Origin of the sequence: Bacillus infantis (genome assembly GCF_020171945.1) — a bacterium.
GTDB lineage: Bacteria > Bacillota > Bacilli > Bacillales > Cytobacillaceae > Bacillus_AB > Bacillus_AB infantis_A.
Map to the genome: position 1 here is coordinate 23,973 of NZ_JAIVAP010000026.1, position 17,480 is coordinate 41,452.

Sequence of the window (17,480 nt, forward strand, 5' to 3'; positions counted from 1 at the left end):
ATTTTTCTGAAAAAATATAAAATTTTGTATATTGGTATCTGGCTTCATCCTTGCGCCAGAGGCTGTCTAATAATAAAGAAAGCCCTTACTGTCCAGCTGACTTTTTTCTTGAATTCCTGAAATGTGAGAGATTGCTGCTTCACAGGAAATGGGGTAGATGCAGGTATGATATCAGGATAGTGCGGGACAATAATTGCTATTAAGACATATGACGGCAGGAGCAATTAATATGAGCCAGACAGCAGCCTATTACGCCATATTATGGACCGTTCTGATTGCCACCGGTGCAGGCAGCCTGTATTTAATAAGATATAGCATTCTCCGCTATGGCATCATGTTTATATTGAGCAGTATATCTGCCGGTCTATTATGTGTATTGTTTTTCCGGATGGGCTTTTACCGCTATGCTCTGCCTATGAAAGAAGTTCTGCCGGCAGCAGCCGTCAGCTTCAGTTTTCTGGCTCTATTATTGATAAGATACAGACCTGAAAAAAACACTTTTCCTTTCTTTTTTATCAGCATCACTTTAGTATTTTCCGTTGAAGTTCTTTTAAAGGATTTTGTTGGCTTCATCATTTTCCGCAATGGGTGGGATTATTGGGACTCTTATTCCCTTTATTGGATTTTTCTCCGCCTGATGGGATTTGTGGGGGAGTTTTTTATACCGGGAGCTTACCGCGCGCCAATCAGGCAGGATACAAGGGGTTACTGGATCCTCTTTATTGCTGTGTTGATTTATGCCTGCTTTGGTGTATATATACTCAATAAAGGCTGGGCGGAGATATTATAGTTGTGCAAAAGCTGCCTGCCCAGGCAGCTTTAATTAGTTAAGGTAAATATATCCATTTTTAAGAAAAGGATGTAAAATGGGGGAAACGAAGTAATCGGGAGGAGCTGTAATGAAAGCAGTTTTCTTTGACCTGGATGGGACCCTGCTGGACCGTGATGCTTCTATCAGAGAATTTTCAATTCAGCAGTATCAGAGATATTACAATCAACTCAGCCATATCCCTCAAGCTATGTTCACGAATAGATTTAAAGAACTGGATGCCCGGGGATATGTCTGGAAAGATAAAGTCTATCAGCAGATGGAAGCTGAATTCACTTTCAAGGGGATTACGGCTGAAGATCTTCTAAAGGATTATCTTGATCATTTCTGCCAAAGCTGTGTTCCGTTTCCTCATGTGGCTGAATGTTTATCTGCTCTGAGAGATATGCAGCTTAAGCTGGGGATTATTTCGAATGGCAGATGGGATTTTCAAATGGCGAGCATCCAGGCACTTCGTATTGAGGGATATTTTGAAGCCATTATTATTTCGGAGGAAGTGGGCATCAGCAAGCCTGATCCCCGAATTTTTCAAAGAGCTATGGCCAGGATTGGAGTCATGCCTTCCGGGAGTGTGTTTGTCGGAGATCATCCGGTAAACGATGCAGAAGCTGCCAAAAGCTGTGGAATGGAGGCTGTTTGGAAAATAGATCCGCACTGGGAGGAACCAGCTGTAGATTGGAAGATCGATAGTTTAAAAGAACTTCCGGTAATAGTTAATAAAATTCGGGAAAAATCACATAGGCATGGTGTGTTTGCAGGTGATAAAAATGACCATAAATCAAGAGGGGAAGAGATTTTTTGAAGAGATTAATGGCTTTTTGTTTAGGTGCTTGCTTTTTGGCCGCAGGCTGCTCTAATAATGAAGCGGAAGGCTATGAGGAAGCCAGGCAGGAATCCAAAGCAGATGCAGCTGAAAGTTCAGCCGCTCCACAAACCGGAACAGATATAGTCAAAACAAAGGATGGAATCACCTTCAAAATTATCGATAACGCAGGCATAACAGACAAGAAGAAAGAGCAATTTAAATTAGAATTATCTGATGCCTATAATAAGGTGAGAGATTCCATTCTTACAGATTATGAGCCGGCGAAAAGGATCACCATTTATCTGGAAGATGGATCTGATGCCTCATGGGGGTTCAAAAATGAAGTCGTCTTATATGGAATCAGGAACAATCAGCATCCCCTGGTGCATGAACTTACCCACAGTCTGCTCGGCTATGGCAGCGATTTTGGTTCAGACCGGGGTTATTTCACGCAGGAGGGCTATGCGGTCTATATGGAAAATCAATATGGAAAAACAGGATACCCTGCACACAAAGTGGTGAATTATTTAGCTTCCCAGAATAAAAGAGTCCCTTTGGAAAAATTGATAAGTAAAGATACTGATGACCAGTTTTTCCGTCCCTCCTCCAAAAAGGAAGGCGATATTGCCCTGCAGTGGATTTCTTACACAGAAGCAGGATCATTTATCACCTATCTTATAGATGTATATGGTTTAGAGAGGTTTGAGAAAATCTATAACCAGGACAATCTGGAGAAGAAGCTGTATGAAGTATACGGCAAAAATAGCGGGGAGCTTGAGCAGGAGTGGCTGCAATATATTGAAGAAAATGCAGGAGAGCTGTCGATGCCGGATAAAATGAATATACCAAACTTCTATTATGTCGACGAATCCCTGTCAGCCATTGACAGCAAGTATTTCAAATAGGGCTGCCTGAGCAAATGAGAATGTCCCGGGTGATAATCCCGGGACTCTTTTTTGTTAATGTTCCGTGTTAATTTTAGGTCTATTCGTGCAAGGCTTTGTTTCACACAGCCTTAACTTAATATGCATCTGCTCTATGCTTTTCACCAAAAACATGGCTGTCCAGGTATTTATGGAAGAACCATTCTCCAGCTGCAATGACGAGTGCGCTGATGATGGAAGCGGTGATGATGTCACTGTCATTGGCAACAAGGTTATTGCCCATAAACCAAATAACCAGGAATGCGAGCACCGCGTCTGAAATAGTCGCAATCAAATTTCTTTTTCCCTGGTCTGAACGGTCTCCTGTTGTACGGAAGATTAACAGGTCGCCGGCAATATAAGCCAGAATGGTCAGAACCACACTAATGAGCAGGGAATCGGTCAGACTTACATCAAAAAAGCCGGTTAAAATAATGCCCAATACAACAGCAATCATAACAAATTTAATGATAAGTGCTTTAACATGTTCCATGTGCATCCTCCTTCATGTGCTGTGGGTATATCCATTACATAGCCTGGCCTGCCCCGCCATAAACCCATATATTCCCCTGCTGTTAAGGGAATTAATACCAAAAGCAATCATGCTTAAAAGGATGGCAGGCGGGTAATGATTGGTAAAATCCTGAAAAACTGCTTCATGCTGATTCAATAAAATTGCTGTAATCCAGGGAATATTTGGCCTATATCTAACATGAAACGGAGCTGAGCAGCATGGACGGGAAAGAGACCGGCCAGATCATTAAACTTCTGGAAGATGAGAAAAAGCTCTATGAAGATAAGCAGATCAAGCTGGCTATCGAGAAGGAGAGCAAGGAGAAGGAAGCTTATGTAAAGGGAATTTCAGAAGGATTATCGATTGCAGCAGCCATCATTTCCGGGGCTGGTGAAAAGTCACCCCGGGCGAAGTAAAAGGAGCAGCGGACATTGGTGAGGAAAGGCAAGGGCTGATATGGACAATTCTTTCATTGGCATTATACTATCTGCAATGGCAACAGGATTGGGCGCTGTTCCAATCCTGTTTTTGGATAAAATTAATGGGAAATTGAAGTGCATCCTGCTGGGATTTGCTTCAGGGATCATGATGGCAGCGACAGCTTTCAGCCTTATTCCCGAGGCACTTCAGGCATCTGATTTGCTGGTGCTCTCAATAGGGATGCTTGCCGGTACAATTGTGCTTAACTATGTGAATTCAAAGGTTTCGGAGCTGGATGCCGGCGACATACGCTTTAATCCAGGCGTTGACAGAAAAACACTTATCATCGTAATTGCAATCATGCTTCATAATTTGCCGGAAGGCCTTTCGGTAGGGGTGAGCTACGGCTCAGGCGAGGATAATCTGGGAACGATCATCGCTTTGGCTATCGGGCTGCAGAATGCCCCGGAAGGTTTCCTGGTTGCCATTTATCTATTCTCAGAAAATATCTCAAGAATTAAATCTCTTCTGATCGCCGCTCTTACGGGAGCGGTCGAAATTATTACCGGGACGATTGGCTACTTCCTGGCATCAAAGGTGGATGGCCTTGTTCCATATGGCCTAAGCTTTGCGGCGGGAGCTATGCTGTTCGTAATCTTTAAAGAGCTGATTCCTGACAGCAATGAAAGGAAGGAAGAGAAAATTCCAACTTATGCTTTTGTACTCGGGCTCATTGCCATGCTGTTCCTTGTACAGGAGTTTGGATAAGGTAATGAGAACAGTAATGGCCGCAGGTTCGGAGGATTCCGGAATCTGCGGCCATTTTTCTGGAACAGCCGGCACCACTCACTCAACACTGTTTGTGAGCTGTTCATGCCACCTTAAGGTCTGTTCTTCGTTATCTCCATTGATGAAGATATGCTTTTTCCCCATTTCAATATAAATATAGGGGGCTTCTTTGTGGATAAAAAGGAGACTGCTTCCGTAGCCTTCTACCGTAAAGCGGCCTTTTGCAAGGGTGGACAGGCCAAAGCCGTTTTCCTTCCAGGTAACCTCAGGCATTTCCTCAAGCAGCTCTATCTTCGTAATACTTTCAAGCGGCCATTCATCCCCATACATGCCTGTTATTTCAAACGTTTCTTCTGTGATGGAGAGATCCGGCTTTTGATAGCCGAGATAGGTAAGGCCGATGATGAATCCAATCACGACGAAGGAGAGGATGCTGGTGAACCAATACATCCTTTTTCTTTTGCGGGGAATTTCAAACTTGGACAAATAGATGCTGCCGCCGAGGAGGAAAAGAAGCATAAAGCCAAATTGAACTTCCATTGCATATGTGAAGCCCGTAAAGGCAAGGGGAAGAAGGATAAGCATCCCGATTGCCGTCGCCAGCAGGAGGCCGCCCGTTTTCTGGGGCATTTTATTTTGAATGAGTTCCTCCTGCTCTGCTGCGGGACGTCCGGCAAAACCAGAAATGAGCCAGTAGTTCTTTTTATAGCGGATGGCCCATCCGAGAATAGAAAATAGGACAATAACAAATACCTGTATACCTGCGAGGAACCACATTAAAAGCCACTCCTTTTTTGTTCACTAACTACTTATACGGATGGAGAAGGACTTTGGATTCAGCTTTATGCGATTCCTGAACGATAATTCTGGAGGATTTGTCTGTTTCTTTACGCCATCCCATGCTTTCTGCCTCCAACAGAGATAGGAGTTTTATAGCCTTCCGCGTGTACATCTTTAATACTGGCATGTTCACTGTTATCTGCCAGTCCGAACCTGCCGTTTTCTCCCTCCGCCCGTACATCTGAAACGCTGACATGCCGGATGCCTTCGCCAATGTGGATTCCCTGCTTTGCAGATCCTTGGATGGAGGCTTTGCTGATCTCTACATGATCGGCCCGCTGAGACCCGCCGAACACTTTAATATCAGCTCCTGCTTGTTTGAAGCCCTGGATGGCCAGGCGGTTGAGAACGACATTTCTCGCTCTGTACTGGATGGCAATGATTGGGTTGCCGGCATAGTCATATTCAGGGTCGCCTATCAGCGTGAATTGGTTGATCACAACATTCTTATAAGCTGATACAACCAATCCCCTGGGTTCAGAGCCAACATAAAGGTCTGTATGCACCGGATGTATGCTCACAATCTTTGTTGCCCTGATATTGCGGGCGGTCCGCGATTCCGGGTCGCCGGCTTTATGGTGGCCGATGTGGCGGAAGTTAAAGGAGCGGTTATCATTGACTGAAAGGTGGCCGATGATCTGGACATCAGAGGCGGCTGAAGAATTATGATGTGCCTTGATCTCCACCCCGCCGAAGCATCGTGCGGATGAGTTATTGACGAGCCAGACGTTTCTTGAGCCATCATCCACTTCAATGCCGTTTGAATTGGAGAAGCCTTTTTTGTGGGTGCGGCCGCTTGGATCGCACATATGGCAGTTGGAGATCAGGATATTGTCGCTGTGATGGGTGGTAATCCCATCATCTCCAAATCCATAGCCGTTCAGCTTGTCCAGCCAGACATAGCGGCTGCCTCCGCGTGCGCGGTAGCCGTCTCCTGAATAGTTATAAAGAGTGGACGAAATATCGAAACAGTGAAGGCCGGGATTGATGGCTTCTACATTTTTCACCCATCCATACTTGACGTTTGCATACGTAAGGCAGCTGGAGTGATTTCCCCAGGTGCTTGTTTTAGCCTCATTGCCGAGCCTTTCGACGTTCCAGTCCAGGCTCAGGTTCTCGACAAGGATATGATGGTTTCCTTTCCAATGATTTGAATTGGTCACCAGCCTTGCCGCCTTAGGAGACTGGTCAAGGAGCTTAATGACTGTCAGACCTTTTCCTTCTCCCTGCAGAATAGTCCATGAAGGTAGCTGAATGCCCGACACCAGATAGGTGCCGGCCGGAATGCTCACTTTAGCCTTGCCTCTGCCGATGGCGCGCCTGAAGGCTTCTGTATCATCGGTTATCCCATCTCCAGCTGCTCCGCAATCTTTAACACAAACCTCTTTTTCTAAGGCCTGGAATAGCCGGGTATATTCCTGGTCAAGCTTCTGTTTCCAGAGAGGGGCGGCAATGCCGGATTCATCGACTATGGTACTATCGGTCTCTTCATTTTTCCGGTCTGCGGTCAGGACCAGGTTTTCTGCCGCTTTGATCAATTTTTTGAAAAACCCTTTGCCGTAATCAGGCGTTTTTCCGCTGTGTTCCAGGCCGGAAGGGGTTCTTCTCTCGTTAAACAGCCTGTCTGTCTCCTCGGTAAGCCTTTTAGTATCAAGTCCCTGGCTAAACTTATCTATCAGCTCTCTATTGCGGCAAGGATCATGCTGCTTATCCAAAAATAGCATTTAGGGATCACCTCTATTTCTTTGAGCCTGCTGGGCCATAGTATTATTCCCTTCCGGACATGCTGATAACCTTATTGCATCTGAAGGAAAGGAGGGAGGGGAAAATAGGAAAAGAATAGACAGAAAATTGCAGCTGGGTTAGTTTTAATATAAGAATACATGTGAAAAGGAGATGAGTGCAAAGAAGCAGCAGGTGTTCTGCCTGAAAAAAGTTTCACTTCAGAGGAACAGATGTCCAAATGAAAAAGAGATTATAAACGAAGGGAAGAGACTGATGAACCCGTTTGTATTTGCCTGCATCACTCCGCATGGAGGAGAAATCATACCTGAACTGCAAGGTGAAAAGCCGGACCGCATGGAAAAGACAAGAAAGAGCATGGAGAGGCTTGGGGCTTTGATGGATGAAGCCCGTCCTGACAGCCTAATTGTTCTGACACCCCATGGCACTCGCATCAATGGACAGTTCTCAGTGGCTGTATCTGAAAGGCTGGATGGAGAAGTGGAGGAGAATGAAGCTTCCTTCCGAATGGAGAGGAAAACCGATCTAATGCTTGCTTCCTCTATCCTTGCGGAAGCCGAAGCGGGAGGGCTTCCAGCAGCCGGAATCAATTACGGAACAAGTGCCGGCCCGCTATCCTGCCTTCCCCTCGATTGGGGTGCAATCGTACCATTGCGATTTATGCCTGAGGTGCCGGTTGTGGTCATCACTCCTTCAAGGGAAATAACTTATGAACAGCATATCGCTTTCGGCAAGGCGATCAGAAAAGCAGCCGGGGAAACAGGGAGAAAAGTCGGCCTGATTGCCAGCTGCGACTGGTCTCATACTCATGACAGCGAAGGGCCTTATGGCTATCATCCGGCTGCAGAGGAATTGGACCGCCGTACAGCAGAATTGATAGAGTCAGGGAGACTGGAAGATCTTGCGCTGTTCGATCCGGAGCTTGTTGAGAATGCAAAGCCGGACGGGATCTGGCAGACACTCATCCTGGCAGGGGCCATCCCGCAGGAGGAACGGGACAGCAGGCTGCTCTCTTTCGAAGCGCCCACCTATTTTGGCCTGATTTGCGCCGCTTATTATCAGAACCGGGAGGCAATGGAAAATGATTGATTGGCAAAGGGAAGCAGAAGTACGGAAAAACGATCTGATGAAGGATCTGATTGGAATATTAAAAATTGCCAGCATCAAAGATTTATCCACGGCAACAGAAGAAAGGCCGATGGGGGATGAAATTGGCGAAGCATTGGAATACATGCTGAAGCTTTCTGAAGAAGCAGGCTTTACGGTGAAAAATGTCGATGGAATGGCCGGACATGCCGAGCTGGAAGGCGGCGGAGAGGGAACGATCGGCATTCTTTGCCATGTGGATGTCGTTCCGGCTCCCGGCGAATGGACAACACCGCCATTTGAGCCTGAGGTGAGGGACGGCAGGCTGTATGCGCGGGGAAGCATTGATGATAAAGGCCCGACACTTGCCGCTTTTTATGGATTGAGAATGGTCAGGGAACTGGGACTTGAGCTAAAGAAAAATGTCCGCATCATTTTCGGGACAGATGAGGAGAGTGGCATGAGCTGTATGCGCCACTATGCAGAAGCAGAGCTTATGCCGGAGGAAGGCTTTGCGCCAGACGCGGTTTTTCCGATCATCAATGCTGAAAAGGGGCAGATGAATGCCAAACTGGCAATTGGGACGGGCAGGAAAGAACAGGGGCAGGAGAGTGGCTTAACATTGCTGTCCTTCCAATCGGGCAGCCGCAGCAATATGGTGCCTGAAAGTGCTTCTGCCAGTGTGGCCGGGCCAGATGCCGGGCAGCTGGAAAAAGACTTTATCCTTTTCTGCGATGTGAACGGCGTCCGCGGGGATGTTGCCATAACTGATGATGTCGCTACTTTCAATTTGTATGGAACTGCAGCCCATGGGATGGAGCCTTTCAAAGGTGTGAATGCAGGAACCCTGCTCGCTGTTTTCCTGGCGGATTTGGATGTTCAGCACACAGGAGCGGAATTCCTTTCCTTCCTAAAGCTTCTCCATGGGGATTTTTATGGCCACAGGCTTGGCATTTCATATAAAGACGAAGTATCCGGTCCGCTGACAGTCAATCCGGGCATCATCTCCTTTGACCAGGCTGGTGAAAGCTTTGTGCACCTGAATATCCGCTGTCCGGTTTCCTCCGATTATGAAGACCTGAAAAACAGGCTGGCGGAAGGCGCTGAATCACAGGGGCTTGACCTGGATGAATACAGAGAGTCACAGCCCCATTACGTGGCCCCGGGGGACCCTGTGATTGAAGCCCTTCAAAAGGCATATCAGGAAGAGACCGGGGAAGAGCCGGTCCTTTTGTCAACAGGCGGAGCCACATATGCCAGGTTCATGAAAAAAGGGGTCGCTTTTGGCGCCTGCTTCCCTGGGAAAGAGATGACTGCCCACCAGAAGGACGAATACATTGAAGTTGATGATCTCGTGAAGGCGGCTGCCATCTATGCACGGGCTATTTATGAGCTTGCAAAATGACAAAATATTGTTTTGGTGATCTCTAATACTCATCTTGAGCCTGGTGGCAGTGATTCCTCAGGATTCTAAAAGGTGAACTAAATCGATTTAAGCATTTTCGCTCAGCGTAAAGCTGAGCTTTTTTGCTGTTAATCTTTAATTTATATTGTAAATAATTAATAAAATGTGTAAAATTACACTAATTATAATAAAAAAGGAAGTGCTGGAATGCTTGCTAAATTGATTCTGTATTTGGGGATTGCCCCGTTCCTTCTCTCTATGCTGTCTCTCTTTTTTGCGGGAGCCTGGCCGGGCTATGCCTTTCTTCTGCAGCTTATCGTGCTGGCGGCAGGCGGATTGCTGATTGGTACAGTTAAAAGCAGGAAGGTAAATGAGAACGATTGGCTTCTTGCCTGTGGACCGCTCGTATATACAGCAGCCGTCTGGGCGGTTTTTATGATTGTAAGCGGCGGGTTTGCCGGCCATGATTCCTGGCTGTTTTATGGTATCCTTCACATTCCTTTTGCCCCGATATTCATCTTCTCCTCTCTTATGGGCGAAGGGCGTACCTTTTTATGGGCTCCGCTGGCATTCGAGATGGCGTTCCTGGTGCCTATTGCGGTTTCAATGATTAAGAGGAAGAATGCCATTCGGATGATTCCCAGAAAGAAGGCTATCATCCTATCTTTAGTATTTGCGCTCTCGATAGGCGGCGGAGCCTTCATCCATTGGGAGCGGAGCAGAACCGTCCTGCCTTCTTATGGTTTTGATTATGGCGGCGGCTACTCAAGCACAGATCTGACACCCTATGATATAACCAATACGAACAACCGGCTTCCGAAACTTGAGGGAGGAGCTGATTTTTCGATTTCGGATGCTGATTCCATGCCTGTGCTGGATGGAGCAGAAGCGGCATTCCCTGTATATTCAGCCTTTGCGAACGCAGTTTATAAAAACGTCCGGGAAGTTTCCCTGGAAAAGGAAGTGGTGAGCTTCACTAACACCATCTACGCTTATGAACGCCTCCTGTCGGGAGATGCGGATATTTACTTCGGTGCTGAGCCCTCCGCCGAGCAGCGGGAAATGGCCGAAGATGCAGGGAAGGAACTGGTGATGACCCCAATTGGAAAAGAGGCATTCGTATTCTTTGCCAACCCGGAAAACAGCATTAAAAGCCTTACTGTTGAACAGGTAAAAGACATATATTCAGGAAAGATAAAAAACTGGTCGGAGGTTGGCGGCAGCAGCGGCAAAATCATTGCGTTTCAGCGGCCAAAAAATTCAGGAAGCCAGACGCTCCTGGAAAAAATCATGGGTGATACACCAATCATGGAACCGTTGAAGGAAGAGGTCCCTGAGGGCATGGGCGGGATAATTGAGCAGGTTGCGGATTACCGGAACTATGATAATTCTATTGGATTTTCCTTTCGCTTCTTCGCTACAGGAATGAACGGAAGCGCAGACATCAGGCTATTGGCGATAGATGGGGTGGACCCGAGCCCGGAGAATATAGCCTCTGGGAAATATCCATTCACAGCCTCCCTGTACGCTATTACACTTAAATCCAATCCCAATAAAAACATCACTCCATTCCTGGAATGGATGCAGGGTGAGCAAGGGCAGCAAATAGTTGAAGAAATCGGGTATATAAAGGAATTTGAAAACTGACACGGGTTGCTATAGTTGGGAAAAATCAGGGGATCTGAGCGGGTCCCCTTTTCCAATGGCTGGAACCTTTCCCCTCTTTGGTCCGTAATACAGGCAGACAGGAGGGAACACTATGGATCATTTATCAGAAATCAAGACTTCTATAACTCCTTTTGAATGCGCAATGAAACTGCTGGAATCTGGTACATTGAACAGAGATAAAATTCATGAAGAGTACCATACGCCTGCGGAAGATGCAGAGTTTTGTGTCCTTGTGTTTGAGAAGTACTATTTCCGGACGGGAGGAAGAGCGGCACTGACGGTTATCATGGAAAACCTTAGAGGAGACAACAAAGTGAGATGCATTTCTGCGGGAAGTGCGGAAAGCCTGATCAGCTTTGACTGGGGAGCAGGGCAAAGCTTTGTCAACAAGGTGAGAGATATTCTGGCTCCTTATACATTGGGAAAATAATTCAAACATAACCTTCCGATAAAAGATTCACCCATATCAAATTCCTTAATATGGTAAACTATTCATTAGTACAAGAATAGGTTAAGAGGTGTGTTGCGTGCTTAAAAAGAAAAAGCTGGTAATAGGGATAGGAATTCTTGGTGCACTGGCTATTATGCTGCTGATGGATACTGTTAAAATTTCAAAGGAGAAGCATCCACCAAGTCCTGTGGTCATGATTGACGGGAAAAAAGTGGAGGCCGATCTGCGGGGATATACCTGGCATGGTGAGACACAGGCAGTGAAAAGGGCGAATGCAGCGTCTGTAACAGAAGTAAAACCCCGTTCAGAGATAACGGTACAATTTGGGACAAAGGACGAGCCTGAATCCGTTGCACTGGACACGATTTATGGAACTGACCGCAAGAAACCGGTGTATACAGGCACATATACGTTATCCAACAATCCTGGCCCCATCACGGTGAGAATAAAGGCCAAATGGGAAGGCAAAGGACAGGCAGAATATACAGTGAGCCTGGACGTTGAAGAGGTATCGTCATACCAGGAACTGCTCGCTGAAGAAGCTGGTGAATTTACCGTTCTGGCTATAAGGGAAAATGATCAGGCAGACATGGGCGTTACTGAGGATGTTTATCAAGCTGGCGAAAAACGTATGGAATTTAGAAATCTGGATACAGTTCAGCGATTATATACTGACCTGGAAGTCCGGCAGGCTCCATATTTTATTGTGTTTAGCTTTGAAAAGCCGGTCTTGAGAACGAGCGATCCAGGAGAAGCTGCAGACTACTTAAGAACTCATGCTGACTGAAAGACCGCCTGGCTTAAAAGGGGACAGGCTGCTGCCCCTTCATCAGAAGTCCCTTTCAGCATAGCACGAAGCACATCCATATAAAGCCGCCATTTGAATCTCCACATATTCATTTAACTCGAAATAGCTGCCCTGTTTCATGTATAATAGTGGATGAGACTTACTATTTTCTGCAGGCATGGAATGGTTTTTCCATGCAGCCATAGATCAGATATAAGTGAAAGAGAGTGGAACAGATGGGCCGTAAATGGAATAATATCAAAGAAAAAAAGGCATCCAAGGATGCAAATACCAGCCGGTTATACTCAAAATTTGCACTGGAAATATATGTGGCAGCAAAGCAGGGGGAGCCGGATCCGGAATCCAATCAGGCCCTTAAGTTTGTGCTCGAGCGGGCCAAAACCTATAATGTGCCAAGAGTCATCATCGACCGTGCGATTGATAAAGCAAAGGGCGGCGGAGAAGAGAGCTATGACAACCTCCGTTATGAAGGCTTTGGGCCGAGCGGTTCCATGGTCATCGTGGATGCACTCACCAATAATGTGAACAGAACGGCATCCAATGTCCGTGCTGCATTCGGGAAAAATGGCGGAAACATGGGTGTCAGCGGCTCTGTGTCCTATATGTTTGATGCAACGTCGGTTTTCGGACTTGAAGGCAAATCAGCTGATGAAGTGCTGGAAATCCTGATGGAAGCAGATGTCGATGCACGTGATATCCTTGAAGAAGAGGATACAGTCATCGTTTATGCCGAGCCAGATCAATTCCATGCCGTCCAGGAGGCTTTGAAGGCTGCCGGGGTTGAGGAGTTTACAGTAGCAGAGCAGACGATGCTTGCCCAGAATGAGCTTTCCTTATCTGAAGAAGACCTTGCCCAGTTCGAAAAGCTGGTCGACGCCCTTGAGGATCTGGAAGATGTCCAGCGTGTGTACCATAACGTTGATTTAGGCGAATAAGAAAGAAGCAGGCTCTCACTGAAGGGGAGCCTGCTTTTTTTCTGGTTATTTACTCACGAAAAATGGCAGTTCTTTGACGCCTGCAAGGCGGGCGTATGTAAACAGCTGTCCTTTATGGTGGACTTCATGGTCCTTTGCATTTTCGAGAAGAACGATTCCCGGCATAATCCTGCCATAGAAATCGACTGTTTTCTCAAGCTGATCCTGGGTAAGCTCTTCAAGTGCCGCTTTTGTTTTTGACGTTTCTTCTTGGACAAGCGCTTTTAGCTGCTCCAATGTTTCAATGGCCGGATACTCAGGAGGCGGTGTGAACTCACCATTCTTCACTGTCTGCACGAACATTTCCATAGAACCGGTTATATGTACGGTCAGTTCAGAAACAGACATCGCCTGTTCCCATGCTTTAAAATCCTGCTGGCCTTCTTTAAATGTGCCAAGCAGTTCAATCAGCGCGTTCCTGTGGCCCAGCCAGCCTTGAATGAATCCATTCCATTTTTCCATCAAAATCTTCCTTTCTTTTTACGAAAAATTCAGGCAGCTGCTTCTACGCCCGGTAAAAGCAGCCTGCTGCCATCAGTATAATCCACTTTCTTGTGCCTTTCAAAGCTGATGCCTGCACAAAAGAGCCTTCACTCTAAGGCTGCCTTTGGTAGAATGAATTGTATAAATTCAAAGGGGGATAGGAGTATGCCTGGACATATCCATCATATTGAAATCAACGTATCTGATTTGCAGAAAACCATTGAATTCTGGGGCTGGTTTTTAGAAGAGCTTGGCTATGAACCTTTTCAGGAATGGGAGAAGGGACGAAGCTGGAGGCTGGATGATGCCTATATTGTATTTGTGCAGACAGAGGAAAAATATCTTCATATCCCGTATCACCGCTCGGGAACGGGCCTCAATCATATTGCCTTCCATGCTGACTCCAGCAGCCAGGTCGACCGGATGGCAGAACAGCTTAAAAAGAAGGGGGTCAAGCTCCTGTATAGTGACAGTTACCCCTATGCCGGCGGAGAGGGCCATTATGCATTATTTTTTGAGGACCCTGATCGGATAAAGGTTGAGCTTGCCGCACATTAAAAATGGCCGGAACAATAGATTCCGGCCTGTTTTGTATTATTTTGTACTAATAGTCATTTCCAGAGCTTCAAGCGGCACTTTCTTTGTTTTGAGCTCGTAGATTCTTTCTCCATCTTCCCAGTAAATATCATTTTCGACCTCATTGCCGCCTTGCCTGTAATGAACTTTGATTCGCCCATCATCATGCGGTGCAGGGAGGTAATGGGTTTCAAGATAATCGACCATCTGGCGGGCGATTGCCTGGTCATCCATTTGATCCTCTGAAACTGATCTGATCTGGAGGATCCAATTGCCCTCTTTCCAGCTCAAGTATTTGTGGCCTGCAGCTCCCTCGGCCATGCCCTTAATGCCATGGCCGAGATCAATAGCCATTTCTGCCGGGATTTCTTCATCAACCGACATTGGCGGAAACAATTCCTGTTCATTGTCAGCTGCTGTTTTGTTATGTGCCTTGAAGACAGCGACAACAGGGGCATTTCCATCAGGTGTTAATGAAGGGTCATTAACAGGAACCACTTCATTTGTTTGGTAAAAGGTGACCTGATAGGAATCTGTTTTGTCCTCCTCAATGGAGGCTGAAAGATGGGTGCCTTCCTTTAAAGGAAATGAAGCGGGCAGGATAGCATTCTCCATCTTCAGCTGCCCTTTTACCTTCCCGATGACATCCTCTGTTGTCTGGGTGCTGCCAGACTGGCCGTTATCTTCCTCTGTGCTGTTTTCTTCTGTCCCATCTGCTTCGGCTTCATTTTCATCTGCACCGGGTTCTGAATTCTGATCGTCAGGCACTGTGGTTTGTTCCTGCTGGGAATCTTCCGGAGCAGGAGAACCGGCATCATCCGTACCGGAACAGCCTGCTGCAGATATGGCAAAGGCTAGTGATACCGGTAGCATGAGTCTTTTTTTATGCATTGAAAATCCTCCTATTAGAATTGATATTAGATGTTTTCCCTATCTTTGCTGGAGGAAACGGTGAGCTAATGCAGCGAGTGAAGGAAAGGAGAGTTGAAGGAAGAAAATAATATCCGGCTATATCCATACTATGCACTAACTGGATTGCGATGAAGCAAAGCTGAGAAGCAGGTGGATTCTGCTGGTGAAATGGACGAATATGGTGGGGAGATCCGTCCATGCATCTTGAGCAGTGCCTTCCTGAAAAAAATAAAAGAGAGAACAGAAGAAGTCTTCCGTGCTCCCCTATTTTAGGAAAATAAATAAATGCCTGCTTGATAAATAGTGTAAAATTGGAATCTGCTTTTGACTGCAAACCTGCCCAAAAAGTTTAAAAAACCCTGCTAATTGGAGTGCAAGGCACGCAGACTCCTGCGGGATTGCAGCGGCAAAGCTGAGACCCCGCAGGAGCGGCAGCGACGAGGAGGCTCAGCGCCGCCCCGCGGAAAGCGAAGTGCCTGGAACGGAAATTAGCAGTCTCATCCAAAACGAAACCCTGTAGAGAGAAACTAATTTTACAACTGAAACAGCTGCCGTCCTTAATCCTCCTGCTTCTTAATCTTAGAAGGATTATTGATCTTATAGCGCACATCCTTATTCAGCTTCCGGTCGACGATCTTGGCTTCAAAGGTCAGGCTGTTCCCTTCGGTGAGCTCTGCTTTTTTCAGTGTTTTGCTGTAGCTGCACCAGGCTTCGCCAACTTCGAGCGGGTTTTCTCCTGTAATCATCACCTGCTCAAAGACAATGATTTCTTCATCCGTTTCATTAAAATGATTATATTTTGTGGTGAATTCCTTAATTACTGCCTCAAAAGGCACCTTATCAGACGGAAGGTCAAGGGCGGGAGCTTTTCTCTGTTTCTTTTCTGCCGGCTTTTTGTCCTCAGCCGCCTGTGCCGGAGCCTTCGCCGGCTCTCCTGCCTCTGGAAGCCCGGTATCTTGCGGGGAATCTCCCGTTTCAAGGGAACTGCCTTTGCCAAAGGAAGAACTCTGCATTTCTTTTAAGTATGCAGGGTGGACGCAGTGAAGAGCGTCATTGGAAAATGCCACTACAGCCGTTTCGTGATTTCCTGTCTGCAAAAATCCTTTTATGGCGACAGTATAAGCGGCAGCCCCGCGTTTATAAGAGAATTCCTGCTTAGCGTTTTTGGCGGAGGCTGTAATCAATCCCCACTCCCTTAATTTAGCCGCATAGTCATTTTCATCGGCAAAGGTGAAAAATTCTCCGGGTGGTATCGTTTTGAACATGGATGATCATCCTCCAATCTTTAGTTTCTACTTGAACCAGCCTTTTTTCTTGAACCAGGCAAACATGGCAAGGCCGATGGTGAGCATGACCAGCAGGGTGGCAAAATAGCCGCTGTCCCATTTGAGCTCTGGCATATGCTCAAAATTCATCCCATATATCCCTGCGATGAAGGTGAGTGGCATGAAAATGGTCGTGATGACCGTCAGCACTTTCATGACCCTGTTTGTCTGGTGGGCATTCAATGATATGTAGCTGTCCCTGATATCGGTGGTCAGCTCCCGGTTCTCTTCAATCATCTCGGCAAGCTTCAGGAGGTGGTCATGGATATCGGAAAAATATTTGATTTTTTCCTGGAAGCCTGCGAGCCGCTGGGAGTTCAGCATCCTGTAGATAAGATCCCTCATCGGGGCGACAGTGTGCCTCAGTGCCAAAAGGTCGTGCCTGGCATCAAAGAGATCTTCCAGCAAAAGCTCCATCGGCCTGTCCTTTGAATTTTCGTCAATATCATTCAGCGTGTCCTCCAGCTGGTAGACGAGCGGAAAGTAGTTGTCCACGATTTTATCAAGAATATGGTATAAAACCAAGAGCGGCTCCCACTTATCAGGCGAATTGGACAGCCTGAGCCTTTCCCTGACTTCTTCTATTTCAGTGGAGGGGTGGTGATGGAAAGTAATCACATAATTTTGCCCGAGGAAAAAATTAACCTCTTCACGGTCAATCGTATCCGGATTGACACTGTGTGTAACAAAAAATGCATAGTCTTCATAATAGTCCAGCTTTGGCCGCTGAAGCACATGGATACAGTCCTCAATGGCCAGGGGGTGGAAGTTCAGCGGCTTTCTCAGCAGCTCGATTTCTGCATCGGAAGGGTTGCTGAAATCTGCCCAATACCAGAGAATATCCTCTTCCAGCAGCCTGGGGATATCCCAATTGCTTTTAATTTCCTGATTCTTCGTTACCGCAATCGTCCTGATCATAATATCTCCTT

General features: G+C 46.6%; 20 protein-coding genes. 12 read left to right on the top strand and 8 right to left on the bottom strand.

Annotated features, from left to right (window positions below):
* Positions 1-229: 229 nt before the first annotated feature.
* The 3 genes from LCM00_RS22525 to LCM00_RS22535 all read left to right on the top strand — a co-directional run bounded on the left by LCM00_RS22525 (position 230) and on the right by LCM00_RS22535 (position 2,539).
* On the top strand, positions 230-790 hold the full coding sequence (locus LCM00_RS22525) for a hypothetical protein (protein WP_224906198.1): 561 nt from the start codon (positions 230-232) through the stop codon (positions 788-790).
* Positions 791-899: 109 nt separating this feature from the next.
* Positions 900-1,631, top strand: coding sequence for an HAD family hydrolase (locus LCM00_RS22530; protein ID WP_224906200.1), 732 nt, complete (start codon positions 900-902; stop codon positions 1,629-1,631).
* 8 nt (positions 1,632-1,639) lie between these two features.
* Positions 1,640-2,539, top strand: a complete 900-nt coding sequence (locus LCM00_RS22535; RefSeq protein WP_224906202.1) for a gluzincin family metallopeptidase — start codon at positions 1,640-1,642, stop codon at positions 2,537-2,539.
* A 115-nt stretch (positions 2,540-2,654) separates the two neighbouring features.
* Here the strand turns inward: LCM00_RS22535 and LCM00_RS22540 are convergent, their stop codons facing one another.
* Entirely contained in the window at positions 2,655-3,050 is a 396-nt protein-coding gene (locus tag LCM00_RS22540; RefSeq protein ID WP_224906203.1) for a YndM family protein, read from the bottom strand.
* 239 nt (positions 3,051-3,289) lie between these two features.
* On the opposite strand from LCM00_RS22540, the gene LCM00_RS22545 reads away from it, so the two are divergent.
* The gene (locus tag LCM00_RS22545) at positions 3,290-3,487 is read left to right on the top strand and encodes a hypothetical protein (RefSeq protein ID WP_224906205.1); all 198 of its coding nucleotides are present in this window, start codon (positions 3,290-3,292) and stop codon (positions 3,485-3,487) included.
* A gap of 40 nt (positions 3,488-3,527) precedes the next feature.
* A complete protein-coding gene (locus LCM00_RS22550; protein ID WP_224906206.1) occupies positions 3,528-4,259 on the top strand; it encodes a ZIP family metal transporter in 732 nt (243 codons plus the stop codon).
* Between the two features lie 78 nt (positions 4,260-4,337).
* Here LCM00_RS22550 and LCM00_RS22555 read toward each other — a convergent pair whose 3' ends face one another.
* Entirely contained in the window at positions 4,338-5,057 is a 720-nt protein-coding gene (locus tag LCM00_RS22555) for a DUF3784 domain-containing protein (protein ID WP_224906209.1), read from the bottom strand.
* A 110-nt stretch (positions 5,058-5,167) separates the two neighbouring features.
* Positions 5,168-6,844, bottom strand: coding sequence for a glycoside hydrolase family 55 protein (locus LCM00_RS22560; protein WP_224906211.1), 1,677 nt, complete (start codon positions 6,842-6,844; stop codon positions 5,168-5,170).
* Positions 6,845-7,016: 172 nt separating this feature from the next.
* Between LCM00_RS22560 and LCM00_RS22565 the strand changes: the two genes are divergently transcribed.
* The 5 genes from LCM00_RS22565 (at position 7,017) to LCM00_RS22585 (ending at position 12,260) form a co-directional block, all read left to right on the top strand.
* Positions 7,017-7,952: a DODA-type extradiol aromatic ring-opening family dioxygenase gene (locus LCM00_RS22565; protein ID WP_224906213.1), complete on the top strand. Its 936-nt coding sequence runs from the start codon at positions 7,017-7,019 to the stop codon at positions 7,950-7,952.
* A complete protein-coding gene (gene pepV, locus LCM00_RS22570) occupies positions 7,945-9,354 on the top strand; it encodes a dipeptidase PepV (protein WP_224906215.1) in 1,410 nt (469 codons plus the stop codon). The genes LCM00_RS22565 and pepV overlap by 8 nt, the downstream gene beginning before the upstream one ends.
* Positions 9,355-9,561: 207 nt before the next feature.
* Positions 9,562-11,001, top strand: a complete 1,440-nt coding sequence (locus LCM00_RS22575) for a PstS family phosphate ABC transporter substrate-binding protein (RefSeq protein ID WP_224906217.1) — start codon at positions 9,562-9,564, stop codon at positions 10,999-11,001.
* 112 nt (positions 11,002-11,113) lie between these two features.
* Positions 11,114-11,452 (top strand): DUF6054 family protein, encoded by a 339-nt coding sequence (locus LCM00_RS22580; RefSeq protein WP_224906219.1) that lies wholly within the window; start codon positions 11,114-11,116, stop codon positions 11,450-11,452.
* A gap of 97 nt (positions 11,453-11,549) precedes the next feature.
* Positions 11,550-12,260 (top strand): hypothetical protein, encoded by a 711-nt coding sequence (locus LCM00_RS22585; RefSeq protein ID WP_224906221.1) that lies wholly within the window; start codon positions 11,550-11,552, stop codon positions 12,258-12,260.
* On the opposite strand, the gene LCM00_RS24725 is transcribed toward LCM00_RS22585, so the two are convergent.
* Positions 12,248-12,373 (bottom strand): hypothetical protein, encoded by a 126-nt coding sequence (locus tag LCM00_RS24725; protein ID WP_263623472.1) that lies wholly within the window; start codon positions 12,371-12,373, stop codon positions 12,248-12,250. The two genes, LCM00_RS22585 and LCM00_RS24725, sit on opposite strands and share 13 nt — an antisense overlap.
* Positions 12,374-12,496: 123 nt before the next feature.
* Here LCM00_RS24725 and LCM00_RS22590 point away from each other — a divergent pair, with 123 nt between their 5' ends.
* Positions 12,497-13,216, top strand: a complete 720-nt coding sequence (locus LCM00_RS22590; RefSeq protein WP_129613642.1) for a YebC/PmpR family DNA-binding transcriptional regulator — start codon at positions 12,497-12,499, stop codon at positions 13,214-13,216.
* 45 nt (positions 13,217-13,261) lie between these two features.
* Here LCM00_RS22590 and LCM00_RS22595 read toward each other — a convergent pair whose 3' ends face one another.
* The gene (locus LCM00_RS22595) at positions 13,262-13,717 is read right to left on the bottom strand and encodes a DinB family protein (protein ID WP_224906224.1); all 456 of its coding nucleotides are present in this window, start codon (positions 13,715-13,717) and stop codon (positions 13,262-13,264) included.
* Between the two features lie 186 nt (positions 13,718-13,903).
* Here LCM00_RS22595 and LCM00_RS22600 point away from each other — a divergent pair, with 186 nt between their 5' ends.
* Positions 13,904-14,296 carry a VOC family protein gene (locus tag LCM00_RS22600; RefSeq protein ID WP_224906226.1) on the top strand — a complete coding sequence of 131 codons (393 nt, stop codon included), beginning with the start codon at positions 13,904-13,906 and terminating at the stop codon, positions 14,294-14,296.
* Between the two features lie 36 nt (positions 14,297-14,332).
* Here the strand turns inward: LCM00_RS22600 and LCM00_RS22605 are convergent, their stop codons facing one another.
* The 3 genes from LCM00_RS22605 to corA form a co-directional block, all read right to left on the bottom strand.
* Entirely contained in the window at positions 14,333-15,205 is an 873-nt protein-coding gene (locus tag LCM00_RS22605; RefSeq protein WP_224906228.1) for a flagellar basal body L-ring protein FlgH, read from the bottom strand.
* 578 nt (positions 15,206-15,783) lie between these two features.
* Positions 15,784-16,491: a hypothetical protein gene (locus tag LCM00_RS22610; RefSeq protein WP_224906230.1), complete on the bottom strand. Its 708-nt coding sequence runs from the start codon at positions 16,489-16,491 to the stop codon at positions 15,784-15,786.
* A gap of 27 nt (positions 16,492-16,518) precedes the next feature.
* Entirely contained in the window at positions 16,519-17,469 is a 951-nt protein-coding gene (gene corA, locus LCM00_RS22615) for a magnesium/cobalt transporter CorA (RefSeq protein WP_224906232.1), read from the bottom strand.
* Positions 17,470-17,480 lie beyond the last annotated feature (11 nt).